At 73.9% G+C, this 12,222-nt stretch carries 15 protein-coding genes; 6 read left to right on the top strand and 9 right to left on the bottom strand.

The genetic code is table 11. From position 1 onward, the window contains the following. Window positions 1–72 precede the first annotated feature (72 nt). Together C8D89_RS23685 and C8D89_RS23680 are read right to left on the bottom strand one after the other, a co-directional pair. Window positions 73–618, bottom strand: coding sequence for a bifunctional nuclease family protein (locus C8D89_RS23685; protein ID WP_116710601.1), 546 nt, complete (start codon window positions 616–618; stop codon window positions 73–75). Between the two features lie 50 nt (window positions 619–668). Continuing rightward, window positions 669–1,115 carry a hypothetical protein gene (locus C8D89_RS23680; RefSeq protein ID WP_133252042.1) on the bottom strand — a complete coding sequence of 149 codons (447 nt, stop codon included), beginning with the start codon at window positions 1,113–1,115 and terminating at the stop codon, window positions 669–671. Window positions 1,116–1,191: 76 nt separating this feature from the next. Here C8D89_RS23680 and C8D89_RS23675 point away from each other — a divergent pair, with 76 nt between their 5' ends. After that, window positions 1,192–2,007, top strand: a complete 816-nt coding sequence (locus tag C8D89_RS23675) for a class I SAM-dependent methyltransferase (protein ID WP_116710599.1) — start codon at window positions 1,192–1,194, stop codon at window positions 2,005–2,007. Here the strand turns inward: C8D89_RS23675 and C8D89_RS23670 are convergent. The 6 genes from C8D89_RS23670 to C8D89_RS23645 all read right to left on the bottom strand — a co-directional run bounded on the left by C8D89_RS23670 (window position 2,000) and on the right by C8D89_RS23645 (window position 7,354). After that, window positions 2,000–2,857: an oxidoreductase gene (locus tag C8D89_RS23670; protein WP_116710598.1), complete on the bottom strand. Its 858-nt coding sequence runs from the start codon at window positions 2,855–2,857 to the stop codon at window positions 2,000–2,002. The genes C8D89_RS23675 and C8D89_RS23670 overlap by 8 nt on opposite strands. 116 nt (window positions 2,858–2,973) lie before the next feature. Further along, window positions 2,974–3,300 (bottom strand): hypothetical protein, encoded by a 327-nt coding sequence (locus C8D89_RS23665; RefSeq protein WP_116710597.1) that lies wholly within the window; start codon window positions 3,298–3,300, stop codon window positions 2,974–2,976. Between the two features lie 72 nt (window positions 3,301–3,372). Continuing rightward, window positions 3,373–3,885: a hypothetical protein gene (locus C8D89_RS23660; RefSeq protein ID WP_133252041.1), complete on the bottom strand. Its 513-nt coding sequence runs from the start codon at window positions 3,883–3,885 to the stop codon at window positions 3,373–3,375. A 36-nt stretch (window positions 3,886–3,921) separates the two neighbouring features. Next, a complete protein-coding gene (locus C8D89_RS23655) occupies window positions 3,922–4,956 on the bottom strand; it encodes an alpha/beta fold hydrolase (protein ID WP_116710595.1) in 1,035 nt (344 codons plus the stop codon). 11 nt (window positions 4,957–4,967) lie between these two features. After that, window positions 4,968–6,218, bottom strand: a complete 1,251-nt coding sequence (gene fmdA / locus C8D89_RS23650; RefSeq protein WP_116710594.1) for a formamidase — start codon at window positions 6,216–6,218, stop codon at window positions 4,968–4,970. Between the two features lie 59 nt (window positions 6,219–6,277). Further along, a complete protein-coding gene (locus C8D89_RS23645) occupies window positions 6,278–7,354 on the bottom strand; it encodes a substrate-binding domain-containing protein (protein ID WP_243418330.1) in 1,077 nt (358 codons plus the stop codon). Between the two features lie 75 nt (window positions 7,355–7,429). Between C8D89_RS23645 and C8D89_RS23640 the strand changes: the two genes are divergently transcribed. Then, complete coding sequence (locus tag C8D89_RS23640; RefSeq protein WP_116710593.1) at window positions 7,430–7,831, top strand: MarR family transcriptional regulator; 402 nt, start codon at window positions 7,430–7,432, stop codon at window positions 7,829–7,831. A 46-nt stretch (window positions 7,832–7,877) separates the two neighbouring features. Further along, window positions 7,878–8,627 carry a sulfite exporter TauE/SafE family protein gene (locus C8D89_RS23635; protein ID WP_116710592.1) on the top strand — a complete coding sequence of 250 codons (750 nt, stop codon included), beginning with the start codon at window positions 7,878–7,880 and terminating at the stop codon, window positions 8,625–8,627. A 3-nt stretch (window positions 8,628–8,630) separates the two neighbouring features. On the opposite strand, the gene C8D89_RS23630 is transcribed toward C8D89_RS23635, so the two are convergent. Beyond that, window positions 8,631–8,819 (bottom strand): hypothetical protein, encoded by a 189-nt coding sequence (locus tag C8D89_RS23630; RefSeq protein WP_116710591.1) that lies wholly within the window; start codon window positions 8,817–8,819, stop codon window positions 8,631–8,633. A gap of 97 nt (window positions 8,820–8,916) precedes the next feature. On the opposite strand from C8D89_RS23630, the gene C8D89_RS23625 reads away from it, so the two are divergent. The 3 genes from C8D89_RS23625 (at window position 8,917) to C8D89_RS23615 (ending at window position 12,122) form a co-directional block, all read left to right on the top strand. Next, entirely contained in the window at window positions 8,917–9,525 is a 609-nt protein-coding gene (locus tag C8D89_RS23625) for a hypothetical protein (protein WP_133252040.1), read from the top strand. Window positions 9,526–9,876: 351 nt separating this feature from the next. Then, window positions 9,877–11,400 (top strand): sensor histidine kinase, encoded by a 1,524-nt coding sequence (locus tag C8D89_RS30860; RefSeq protein WP_116710589.1) that lies wholly within the window; start codon window positions 9,877–9,879, stop codon window positions 11,398–11,400. Continuing rightward, window positions 11,400–12,122, top strand: coding sequence for a LuxR C-terminal-related transcriptional regulator (locus C8D89_RS23615; RefSeq protein ID WP_133252039.1), 723 nt, complete (start codon window positions 11,400–11,402; stop codon window positions 12,120–12,122). The genes C8D89_RS30860 and C8D89_RS23615 overlap by 1 nt, the downstream gene beginning before the upstream one ends. Window positions 12,123–12,222 lie beyond the last annotated feature (100 nt).

Below are 12,222 nucleotides of genomic sequence, written 5' to 3'. Positions count from 1 at the left end.
TCCTCGGGACACCGTCGACGCACCCTCGGTCGGGGCGAGCGGCTCCGACCGCTCCACCGGCCGAGGAGCGGGCTACTCGTCCTCGGCGCGGAAGTCGTCGGGCGTGGCCTCGGCGAGCTCGCGGCGCAGGCGCTCGATCTCGTCCTCGACGTCCGTCGACGCAGCCGTCACGTCCTCGGTCTCGTCGTCCGGACCGCCGACCGTGGCGACGGCACCGGCGGGCAGGGCCGCGTCGGCGAGCACGTCGTCGGACGCGTCGATGGGGCAGCCCTGGTGCACGGCGAGGGTGACCGCGTCGCTGGCCCGCGCCGACACCGTGCGGGTGCCGCCGTCGGCCGTCGTCAGGTCGAGCTCGGCGTGGAACTGCCCCTCGACCACGGCCGTGAGCCGCACGCGCACGAGCTGCGCCCCGAACGCCTCGACGGCGTCGAGCAGCAGCCGGTGGGTGAGCGGGCGCGGCAGCGTCGCGGCGACCTCCGCCGCCGCGAGCGCGGTGGCCTCGGGCGCCCCGATCCAGATGGCCAGGTAGCGCCGCGAGCCGTCGCGCTCGCGCAGCAGCAGGATCGGGTCCTCGCTGCCCTGCTCCTGACCCACCCCGGCGACCTCCACCTCAGCCATGTCCCCATCCTGCGCCGACCGAGCCGATGCGTCGACCGGACCCCGCGTGCTCAGCCCGCCGAGGCGATCCCGGTGGCGAGGCGGGTGACCGCGGTGCGGGTCTCGGCGAGCGCCGTGACGCACGCGCCGGGGTCGGCGCTCGCGCCGGCGCGGCAGCCGGCGCGGACGAACGCCGCGTGTCCGGCCTCCACCGCGGCGGCCGGGTCGGTGATCTCACGGTCACCGGGCCGGGCGTCGGCCGCCGCGCTCGCGGTGGTGCGGACCTCCTCCTCCCAGCGCCCGCACACCGGCCACTGCTGCGCGAGGTCCCGGGACGTGTAGCAGGGGTCCTGCTGGACCAGGCGGAGCTTGGTGCGCGCGGCATCGAGGGAGGTGTCCGGACGCGCGGGCGGCGCCGACGTGCCCTCCGTGTACTCCGTGGAGCACCCTGCGGCGAGGCCCGCGAGCACCGCCAGCACGACCACCGCGTGCCGTGCCCTGCGCCCCGTCCCGACCACCGCGTCACGGTGTCAGCGCCGGCGGGGCGCCGCCACCGGGCGTCGTCGACGGGCAGCGCCGAGCACACTGGGGACCATGACCCTCGCCGGCGCCGCCCCCCGCACCGGCGACGGCACACGACCCGTCCCGGCCGTCGTCACCACGAGCAAGTCCCCGTCGTACGCGCTGCGGGCCGAGGCCCACCGGCTCGGCGCGCGCTGGGGGCTGCCCGTCGTCGAGCGGCACCGCGGGTCGGTCGCGGCGGCGCGGGGATCGGCGGCGACGGCGCTGGTGTGCACGTCCGAGGGGCTGGTGGCCGAGTCGGCGCGCGGGCGCCTGTCGTTCCACCAGGGCACGGCGGCGAAGCGGCTGCGCACGGTCCGCCACGGCGGCACCGACCCCCTCGTCCGCGCCGGCGAGCTGCGCCCCGGTGACCGGGTGCTCGACGCCACGCTCGGCCTCGGGCGCGACGCCCTCGTCGCGGCGTGGGCGGTCGGGGCCGGCGGGCAGGTGTTCGGGATCGAGGCCGACCTCGTCCTCGCGGTCCTCGCCGACGCGGGTTTCGCCGGACCGGTCCCGCGTCCCGGCTCGGCGCCGGTGCGCGTCCGGCACGGCGACTCCCGGCAGGTGCTCACGGCCATGGCCGCGGCCGGCGAGCACGTCGACGTCGTCCTGCTCGACCCGATGTTCACCGACCCCCGGGCCAGCGACCACGGCTTCGCCCTGGCCCGCGAGCACACCGTCCCCACCCCGCTCACGCCGACGTGGATCGAGCTGGCCCGCGCCGTCGCCCGGCGACGGGTGGTCGTCACCGCGGAGCGGGCGCGGCCGTGGTTCGCCGACGCGGGGCTCGAGCGGCTGGAGGGGACGCGGTCGGGGCGGTGGTTCCGCGCTCCGGGCGGGGTCAGCTGACGGCGGGCGCCGGGTAGTCGGTGTCGCGGCCGAGGGGTTCGACGGCGTCGAGCTCGGCGAGGCGGGCCCGCAGGGTCGACCGGATGCTGTCGAACGCGGAGGGGCCGAGGGGCAGGCGCAGCGGCGGGTCGTCGAGGTCGACGACGCCCACCACGACCTCCGCGGCGCGCTCGGGGTCGCCCGGCTGCGTGCCGTGCAGCGCCGCGAACTTCGCCCGCGAGGCGTCGAGCACCTCGGAGTAGGCGGCCATCGGCTCGGCGCGGGCGGGCGAGCGCCCGGCGAAGTCGGTGCGGAACGGGCCGGGCTCGATCATCGTGATCCGGATGCCGAGGTCGGCGACCTCGGCCGCGAGCCCCTCGGACATGCCCTCGAGCGCGAACTTGGTGGCCGAGTAGATCGAACCGCCGAGCGCCGAGCGCACCCCCGCGAGCGACGACATCTGGACGACGTGGCCCGAGCCCTGCGCGCGCATCACCGGCAGCACGGCGCGCGTGACGGCGAAGGCGCCGAAGACGTTCACCTCGAACTGGTCGCGGACCTGCGCGTCGGTGAACTCCTCGAACGCCCCGCGGCTGCCGTAGCCGGCGTTGTTGACCACGACGTCGATCCGGCCGAACTCCCGCACCGCCAGGTCGACCGCGGCCTGCACCGCGGCGGGATCGGTGACGTCGAGCGGGGCGGTGCGCACGCGGTCCGGCGCGTCGGCGAGCAGGTCGGCGACGTCGTCGACGCGCCGTGCCGTCGCGACGAGCCGGTCGCCCCGCGCCAGCACGGCCCGGGCGATCGCCCGGCCGAACCCGGTGCTCGTCCCGGTGACCAGCCAGATCCGCTCGTCCTGTGGTGTCGTCACCCGCTCACCTCATCGCCTCCGGCGGCACCGGGACAACCGCCGTCGCCGGTTCGGCACCGGGCCCGAGCGACGCGCGGGGTGGTCCGCGCGGTCGTCGCCGAGAGGACGCCCGGGACCTATGACCATGATCTCCTCGGGGCCGACGAGGGATGGGCCTGGCCGCGGGCGTACGTCTCGGTGCGATCTTGTGCATAGCCCGGTCCGGGAGCCCTTCGCCCGTCGACCGGCACCCGTGGCGGCTGCGGCGCCGACCGCGACGGCCACGCGATCACCACGGCCATCGCGAGGGCGACGAGCGAGAGCAGGTCGGCCGTGGTCACGCCGTGGTTCGAGGTCAGCTCGAGCAGCGTGCGGCCCTCGACGGGCTTGTTGATCCGCACCCAGATCACCGCGGCGACCACGAGGAGGGACGCCAGCAGGACGCGACGCGCGGAAAAGGCCATGCTGGGTAGACGCGCACGGGACGCGCATCGTTCCCCGGGGCGCCATCCGTCGTCCACGTCACGCCCGGTCGGTCACCAGTGCTCCAGCACGAGGCGCAGCAGGAGGACCACCAGCCCGAGGACGCCGGCGGCGAGAGCACCCAGGACCGCGGCGCCGGCTCCCCGGCCCGTGCGCCACCCGCCGATCCCGCCCACGAGGACGAGGAACGCGAGCCCGAGCCCGAGGATCGCCTCGGCCGCGCCGTCGGGGGTGTAGAGCCCGCTCGCGGCGCCGACCGCCACGACGAGCAGCGGGACGACGCCGAGCAGGAGGAACTGGGCGGCGGACGCGACGAGGTGCCGGATCTCGGCCCGCGACGGCGCCGAGCGCCGGCCGAAGCGCGCGAGCACGGCGGCGAACAGGTGCGCCGCGAACGTCGCGACGAGGGGACCGACGATCACCTGCGCGGCCTCGGGGAAGTCCTCGACGCCGTCGTCGAGCGCGACGACCAGCACGGTCATCAGCACGACCGTCCCGTAGACGCCGGGCTCCACGTCCAGGCGCAGTCGACCCCATCGCAGGACGGGCGTCTCGGTGTCGCTCACCCGCGCCATGGTTCCCCGCGTTCCAGCGGGTGGCCATCAGGGGTCCATGGCCAGCACGTCGCGGATGCCCTGGTCGATGAACGCCGTGTCGTCGGGGTTCATCCCGCCGCCGGCGAAGTGGCCCCAGATCCCCGGGATGACGCGGACCTCGCCCCGCGGGACGTGCTGCGCCGCCCACTGCTCGTCCTCGGGCGGGAAGTACAGGTCCTTCTCCGCCGGCATCGCGAGCACCGGGCAGCGGATCGAGGCGAGCGCGGCCACGGTGTCCCCGTCGAAGCCGGGCGTCCTGCCGACGTCGCCGTGGCACCACGTCCACGCCATGGCGAGGAGGTTGTTCGGGTCGCGCTCGTCGAGCCAGAAACCCTCCCAGAAGGCGATGAGGAAGTCCTCCAGCGACGAGGCGCCGAGCTTGCGCCACTCCTCCTGCCAGTAGAACGCCTGCGAGAACCCCCAGCCCGCGTAGACGCGCGCGAACGCCCGCAGCCCCGTCGTCGGCCACGCGTCGTCGCGGTACCAGCCCCCGGCGAACGCGGCGTCGGCCCGCAGCGTCGCGGTGATCGACTCGAGGAACACCTGGTTGTGCGGGCTCGTGACGCTCGAGCCGCAGAACGGCGCGGCCCGCTGCACCATCTCCGGGTGGCTGACCGCCCACTGGTAGGTCTGCCCCGCCCCCATCGACCAGCCGGTGACCAGCGCCAGGGTCTCGATCCCGAACTGCTCGGTGACCAGCCGGTGCTGGCACTCCACCTGGTCGTAGAACGTGACGTTCGGGAAGCGCGCGCGGTCGTAGGGCGGCGGCGTGTTGCTCGGCGACGAGGACAGCCCGTTGCCGAGCATGTTGGGCACGATGATGAACCACTCGTCGGGGTTCAACGCCTTGTCCGTCCCGATCAGCCACTCGTTGTCGGAGTGCCGACCCGAGTACCAGGTGGGGTAGACGATCGCGTTCGTCTTCTCGGCGTTGAGCGTCCCGTAGGTCTTGTAGGCGAGCTTCGCGTCCCGCAGCGTCGCCCCGTGCTGGAGGACGACGTCGCCGAGGGAGAAGAGTTCGTGGTCGGTCGGTGCGGGCACGGGCGTCCTCCTCAGTCCGCCAGGGCGCACTGGCCGCGGTCGACCAGCGTCGGGCCGTCGCCGGTGGGGCGGATGTCGACGTCGAAGATGCCGGTGGGCAGGTAGAGCGAGCAACAGGCGTTGGGGATGTCGACGATCCCGCTGACGCGGCCCTCGATCGGCGCGGCGCAGAGGATGAGGTAGGCCTGCTCGCCGGTGTAGCCGAACTGCTTCAGGTACTCGATCGCGGACAGGCACGCGCGCTTGTAGGCGATCGTCGCGTTCATGTAGTGCTGGTCGCCGGCCTCGTCGACCGAGATGCCGATGAACGAGACGAACTCGGTGTAGCGGGGCTCGTGCCGACCCGGCTGGAAGATCGGCATGTCCGCCTTGTACTTGTTCACCCCGTCCTTGATCAGGTCGACGTGCACGTCGACGTAGCCGCCCATCTCCATCGCGCCGCAGAAGCTGATCTCGCCGTCGCCCTGGGCGAAGTGCAGGTCGCCGATCGAGAACTTCGCGCCGGGCACGTACACGGGGTAGAGGACCCGGGAGCCGATCGAGAGGTTCTTGATGTCGACGTTGCCGCCGTGCTCGCGCGGGGGCACGGTGCGTGCGGCTTCGCGCGCGGCGCCGGAGAGGTCCGAGCCGCTCATCGTGCCCAGCAGCGCGTGGTCCGGCAGCGGCGGCAGCGCCAGCGGCGGAACCCGGCCCGGGTTCGTGTCGATGAGCGCCTGCTCGCGGCGGTTCCACGTGGTCAGGAGGTCGGCCGACGGCGCGCACCCGGCGAGCCCGGCGTGCACGTTGGACGCGATCCGCACCCCGGGCAGGTGCCGGGAGGTGGCGTACATGCCCTGGAAGTCCCAGATGACCTTGCCTGCGTGCGGGAAGTGGTCGGTGAGGAAGCCGCCGCCGTTCTCCTTGGCGAAGATGCCGGTGTACCCCCAGCCCTCCCCCGGCTCGCTCCCGACCGCGACCGTCCCGGACTGCGCGGGTCCGAGGTCGAGGTAGTCGACGACGAGCAGGTCGCCCGGCTCGGCGCCCTCGACGTGGATCGGGCCGGAGAGCATGTGGTTGTGGTCGAGGACCATGTCGCGGATGTCGTTGGCCGAGTCGTCGTTGCGGACCTGGCCGTCGGTCCAGTCCTTGCACTCGATGCGGAACACGTCGCCGGGACGGACCGACGCGGCGGCGGGGATGTCGGGGTGCCACCGGTTGTGCCCGGGGACCTCCTGCTCCCGCATCGACTTCGACTGGTCCACACGGAACACGGTCTCGGGCATGCTCATCTCCTCGGACCCGGAAAAACGTTCTCATATGAGAATGGTTCCGAAGGTGCCCGTCAAGGGACGATGCTCGGCAGCGCCGTGAGCACGTCGAAGTCCACGCCGTCCGCGACGGCGAGGTGCACGGGCTGGCGGGCCCGGCGCCCGCGGAACTCGACCGTCCCGCGCGGGCCCTCCCAGGCCGTGCCGTCCACGACGGCGTCCCAGGCGGCGAGACGGTCGGTGCCCGCGCGCGTCGCCAGCGCCGCGAGGGTGTGCAGGCCCTCGTAGCAGCTCTCGGCCGCGCTCGACAGCGCCGGCGCGGCCGGGCCGTGCTTGTCCAGGTAGCCGCCCAACAGGTCCATCGCCCCGGTCGTGGCCATCGAACGGAAGTACGACGCGGCGACGAAGAGGTTCGCCGTCGCGTCGGGCCCGCTGGCCAGCAGCATGTTCTCCTCCATCAGCGGGCTGAACCGCACGAGGCGGTCGTCCAGCCCGCGGCGGGCGAACTCGCGGTTGACCTCCACCGCGTCCTGCCCGACCAGCAGCATCAGCACCCCGTCGCACGCCGCCCGCTCGACACGGTCCAGCAGCCGGTCGCGGTCGACCGCGCCGAGCGTCACGAAGGCCTCGCCGACGACGTCGAGCCCGAGCTCGTGGGCGAACCCCCGCACGGCGCGGGCCGAGACCTGCGGCCACACGTAGTCGTCACCGACGACGAACCAGCGCCGGACGCCGAGCTCGTCGCGCAGCCAGCGCAGGGCCGGTGCGATCTGGACCTCGGGAGTCTCCCCGCAGCAGAAGACCCCGGGACGGAGCTCGCCGCCCTCGTAGAGCGAGGGGTAGGCGTAGGGGACGCGCCCGGCCAGCACCGGCGCGAGGGCCTCGCGCACCGACGAGATGTGCCAGCCGCTCACGGCCTGGACCGCGCCGGTGTCGACCCGCCGCCGCACCTCGGCGGCCACGCGCCACGGCTCGTCGCCGCCGTCGACGATCTCGGCGACGACCTCGCGGCCGAGGATCCCGCCGCGCGCGTTGACCTCGTCGACCGCGAGCGCCGCGACGGCCTCGCACGACGGCGCGAAGAGGCCCGCGGGACCGCGCAGCGGCACGACCATCGCCACCCGCCACGGGTCGGGGGTCGTGTTCGCCATCGCGCTCCCGGGGTGAGGAGGTCCGGGGAAGCCCTTATCGTCACACCGATCGGGGATCCGGCGGGAGGGGGCGAGATGGCGCGCGAGTCGCTGGCCGCGGTGCTCACCCGCGCGCTCGACGAGGTGTCCCGCCGCGTCGAGGAGATCACCGGCCCCGAGGGGCTGTCGCTGGCGCAGTGGCTCGTGCTGCACGGGCTCGCCGTGCACGGCCCGCGCGCGATGCGCGAGCTCGTCGCGGAGACATGCCTGGACGACTCGACCCTGACCCGGGTCGTCGACCGCCTCACGACCCTCGGCCTGGTCTACCGCGAGGCCGACCCGTCCGACCGCCGGCGGGTGCTGGTCACGGCCGGCGCCCGGGGCGCCGCGCTGCACGACCGTCTCGCGCCGGCGGTCGAGGAGGCCGAGCGCGAACTGCTGGCGTCCGGCGCCCTCTCCGTCCTGGGCCGGCCGGCCCGCCCGCGCGCGGAGGCGTGACGGGGACGACGCTGCCGCCGGGCCGTCCCGGACCTAGGGTCCCCCGGTGACCTGGTGGCACGCGGTGCTGATCGCGGTCGCCGGCGTGTGGGCCGGGACCATCAACACGGTCGTCGGCTCCGGCACCCTCGTGACCTTCCCCGTGCTCGTGGCGCTGGGCTACCCCCCGGTCACGGCGACGACGTCGAACGCGATCGGCCTGATCCCGGGCTCGGTGACCGGCGCGATCGGCTACCGCGGCGAGATCGCGGGGTCGGCCGGGCGGCTGGCCCGGTGGTCGGTGATGTCGGCGCTGGGTGCGGTCGGCGGCACCGCGCTGCTGCTCTCGTTGCCCGAGGACGCCTTCGAGACGATCGTGCCGTTCCTGGTCGCGATCGCGCTGGTGCTGGTGCTGGTGCAGCCGCGCCTGACGCGCCGGCTGCGCGAGACCCCGGCCCACGCGCGTCCCACCTGGCCGCTCCTGCCGCTGATCTTCCTCGTCGGCGTCTACGGCGGGTACTTCACCGCGGCGCAGGGGATCCTGCTCCTCGGCGTCATGGGGTCGCTGCTCGACGAGCCCCTGCAGCGCCTCAACGGCTACAAGAACGTGCTCGCGGCCGTGGTCAACATCGTGGCCGGCGCGGTCTACGCCGTCGTGGCGCCGATCAGCTGGCCCGTCGTCGCGATCCTCGCCGTCAGCTCGACCCTCGGCGGGTTCCTCGGCGCGCGGATCGGCCGGCGGCTGTCGCCGACCGTCCTGCGCGTCGTGATCGTCCTCGTCGGGCTCGTGGCGATCGTGCGGCTGCTGACGGAGTGAGCCTCACGCCCCCAGGTTGATGTTCAGGTCGATCCCGAGGAGCACCAGCGGCCACAGGAGCATCGCGAGCAGGAACGACACGAGCGACGAGAGGTCGGTGATCGAGTAGCCGTTGGACAGCGCGACCACCACCCCGATGATCAGGTAGAGGAACGTCCCCAACGACACTCCCCTGCCCCTGCTCCTGGCCATGGCTCACTCCCCACGTCGACGGCGGTGCACAGCAAATCACCGAAGACGCTCCGTGGACGCGTACGGGCGCGTGTCGCGAGCGGGTACGTCACGGGTGATGACCGTTCCCGCCGCCCTCGCCCGCGATCTCGGCCCCGCGCTGCACCGCGCGGCCGCCGACGGCGCCGCGCACGAGCCCGGCGTGGTCCCCGCGCCGTGGCGCGAGGCCGTGCTCGCCGAGCTCGAGGCCGAGCGCTACGTCGAGCTCCCGGCGGTCGAGGGCCCGCACCGGGTGCGCCAGCAGGGCGAGCACGTCGTCCTGCACGCCGACGACCTGGCCACGCGGCCGGCGATGCGCGCGCTGCACCGGGCGGTGGTCGACGCCGTGCACCGCCACCCCGGGATCGACGGGCTCGCCCGCTGGCACCCCGACGAGGTGACGATCCAGCGCTACGCCCCCGGTAGTGCCGGCATCTCGGCCCACCGCGACGGCCGGCGACACGCCTACCTCGTCGCGATCCTCACGCTCGAGGGCTCGGCGCGGCTGCGGCGCTGCGCCGACCGCGAGGGCACGACCGTGGAGGCGTTCGACGCCGACGCCGGCAGCCTCGTGCTCCTGCGCGGTCGGGGTCTGGGCGGGATCCCCGACGACCGCCCCCTCCACGCCGTCGACGGGCCCCGTGACGGGCGCCGGACCTCGTTCACACTGCGCGCGACGGCTCCGTGATCGCCGCGGCCCCTCCCCGCGGGCTCCGGATCGCAAGCGGACCGATGGGTGCCCTCGGCATCTGCTCGGTACCCCCTTCAGCCGTGTCGAGATCGCCCTCGTGTCTCACAGTAGGCCAAACGGGCGCTGACCCTGTGTGACTTTAGGCCCATTCGATACCTACAAGACAGCCGTCGAGTGCACCTGCACCTCGCATTCGATCACGCAGCGCTGCTAGCGTGCAGCCCTCGAAGACACGCCCGGAGTACCGGCCCGGCCCGTCGGGCCGTGTCCAAACGAGCGTCGGGGGTGTGGTCGCCGGCCCGGGCGGGATTCACCCTGCCCGATGTCGCCGTTTCGGGGGGAGGGGCGATGCAGCGACGCCACGAGAGGTGGTGGATCCTCGGCGAGTACGCCACGGGCGGAGCACCCGCGGCGGTCCCCCTCGGAGGCCTCGGGCTCCGGTTGCCGCGGGGACTCCTTCTCGGGATGGGCGCCGCGGCCCTCCTGGTGGCGGGCTGGGTCCTGGAGGACGGGCTGCCGTCCACCGAGGTGACGCTCGTGTTCGCCGTGCTGGCAGCGTGCTCCGGCGGCGCCGCCGCGATGCTGGCGGTGTTCGCCGCGCGCCTCACGTCGGACCACCGCGTCGCATGGGTCAGCGTCGCCCTGGGCGCCTATGGGCTGCTCGCCGTCCCCGCGTTCATGGTTGCAGCCCTGAACCCCACCCCGGCCGTCGCCGCCGCACGCGTACTCATCGACGGCGTCGTGGCGGCGCTCCTCGTGACCGCAGCCGTCGCCGCCCCTCCGCTGACCCGCCCGCGGGTCCGCCTCGTGCTGATCGCTGCCGCTCTGACGGTCCTGGGGGGCGCCACGGTGGCCGCGGCCTTCCCCTCCTTCGTCGCGTCGGTGGCCGCGTTCGTGCCGGTTCCGCTGGGGGTCGGGCTGACCTGGACCGGGGCGAGCGCCGCGATCGCGAGCCGAGCGGCGCATCGGCAGGACCAGGGGCTCGCCGTGGTCGGTGTGGGCCTGGCGCTGCTCGGCGTCGCGCGCGTCGGAAACGCGGCCCCGTCCGACTGGCCGGTGGTCGACGTCGCCGCGGCCTCGACCGGTCTCCGCCTGGCGGCGATCGCACTGGTGCTGTACGGGGCCCTCCGTCTGGCGCGGCAGGCGCTCGGCTCGCTGGAGGACCAGCACGACTCGCTGGAGGAGGAGCTCCGCCTGGCCGAGACCCGGCTCGCCCGGGCCGCCGAGCGCGATCACGAGCTCCGCAACGGCCTGGCCGGGCTGGCCGGGGCGACGACCTTGCTCGGCGACGGCTGCCCGGACCGCGGTCGACTGAGCACTGTCATGGCCTCGGAACTCGATCGGCTCGACGAGTTGCTCCAGACACCGACCGGCCGCGAGGGCGAGGCCCGGCCGAGCTCGTACGCCGTGGCCCCGGTCCTGCACGGGTTGATCACGCTTCGACGCTCGGCCGGGATGGCGGTCGACGAGGAGCTGCCGCTCGGGCTACGGGCCCTCGGCTCGTCCAGCCTGCTTGCGCAGGTCCTCACCAACCTCTTCGCGAACGCGGAACGGCACGCGCCGGGGAGCCCGGTGCGGGTCACGGCGGAACGCTGCGAGGACCGGGTCGTCATCCAGGTCCGCGACTGGGGGCCGGGGCTCCGCCCGGGAACCGAGGAAGCCGTGCTCGAGCCCAATGTGCACGACGAGACCCGAGGAGGACTCGGTCTAGGCCTGCACGTCTGTCGCCGGCTGCTGGCCGCCGAGAACGGCACCATCACCCTGAGCACCCCGGAGCCGGGGGAGACCGGTTGCCTCGTCGTCGTGGACCTGCCGGCAGCGCCGGGCACAGTGCCGGCCGTCCATCAGCCCCGTCTCCAAGATGCGTCGTGATGCACCGAGTCATCGAGGAAGAACCCGCGCCACCCCAGCCATACCCCGTCCGGGTCATCGATGATCACGAACTGTTCAGCGCCACCCTCACGATGGCGCTGCGCAACGAGGGTCTGGATGCGCGGCAGCTCCCGGTCGCCGACGTGTACGACTTCGTGAGTGAGCCCCTCACTGACCGAGTCGGGCTCGTCGTGCTGGATCTCGACCTCGACCGGGACGCCGACGGGCACTACGTGCACGGCGCTGACCTGGTGAAGGGGTTGAGGGCCGCGGGGTGGAAGGTCCTGGTGGTGAGCGGCGGCATGGACCAGCGCGGGACGGCCTCGGCCATCGCCGCCGGCGCAATCGGGACGGTACCGAAGTCCCGCTCGTTCGACGTGCTCCTGAGTACCGTGCTCATCGCAGCCGGTGGGCTCCCGGTGATGTCGGAAGCCGAGCACCAGGACTGGCTGGAGCGGCACTTCCAGTACCAGGCGCAGGAGCGCGAGCTCTCCCGCCGACTTTCCCGCCTCAGCCACCGAGAACGGGAGGTCCTTGAGCTGCTCGCTGGTGGGATGCGGGCCGCGGCGATCGCCGAGCACTTCGTGGTCAGCATGCCGACGGTCCGCAGCCAGATCCGGTCCCTGTTGGCCAAGCTTGACGTGGGCTCGCAGCTGGAGGCGGTGGCCCTGCTGCGGCAGGCCCCGACCCGGACCAGCACTCAGGACGAGGCTCCTAGGTAGCACCCGGCGGTCCCACTACGATCTCAAGAGCGACGGGGGAGGTGCCCCCGCACCTGGGCGGGGGTGGCCTGGATGGAGATGCGCCGCCCGCGGCGGGGTT

The organism is Actinomycetospora cinnamomea, from assembly GCF_003096675.1.
Classification (GTDB): domain Bacteria; phylum Actinomycetota; class Actinomycetes; order Mycobacteriales; family Pseudonocardiaceae; genus Actinomycetospora; species Actinomycetospora cinnamomea.
This window is presented reverse-complemented; position numbering and strand designations above follow the sequence as displayed.

Bases quoted from the DNA above. Each gene is read 5' to 3' on its own strand.
- C8D89_RS23685 (WP_116710601.1), bottom strand. From the start codon at position 618: ATGGCTGAGGTGGAGGTCGCCGGGGTGGGTCAGGAGCAGGGCAGCGAG.
- C8D89_RS23675 (WP_116710599.1), top strand. From the start codon at position 1,192: ATGACCCTCGCCGGCGCCGCCCCCCGCACCGGCGACGGCACACGACCC.
- C8D89_RS23665 (WP_116710597.1), bottom strand. From the start codon at position 3,300: ATGGCCTTTTCCGCGCGTCGCGTCCTGCTGGCGTCCCTCCTCGTGGTC.
- fmdA (WP_116710594.1), bottom strand. From the start codon at position 6,218: ATGCCCGAGACCGTGTTCCGTGTGGACCAGTCGAAGTCGATGCGGGAG.
- C8D89_RS23645 (WP_243418330.1), bottom strand. From the start codon at position 7,354: ATGGCGAACACGACCCCCGACCCGTGGCGGGTGGCGATGGTCGTGCCG.
- C8D89_RS23640 (WP_116710593.1), top strand. From the start codon at position 7,430: ATGGCGCGCGAGTCGCTGGCCGCGGTGCTCACCCGCGCGCTCGACGAG.
- C8D89_RS23630 (WP_116710591.1), bottom strand. From the start codon at position 8,819: ATGGCCAGGAGCAGGGGCAGGGGAGTGTCGTTGGGGACGTTCCTCTAC.
- C8D89_RS23625 (WP_133252040.1), top strand. From the start codon at position 8,917: ATGACCGTTCCCGCCGCCCTCGCCCGCGATCTCGGCCCCGCGCTGCAC.
- C8D89_RS30860 (WP_116710589.1), top strand. From the start codon at position 9,877: ATGCAGCGACGCCACGAGAGGTGGTGGATCCTCGGCGAGTACGCCACG.
- C8D89_RS23615 (WP_133252039.1), top strand. From the start codon at position 11,400: ATGCACCGAGTCATCGAGGAAGAACCCGCGCCACCCCAGCCATACCCC.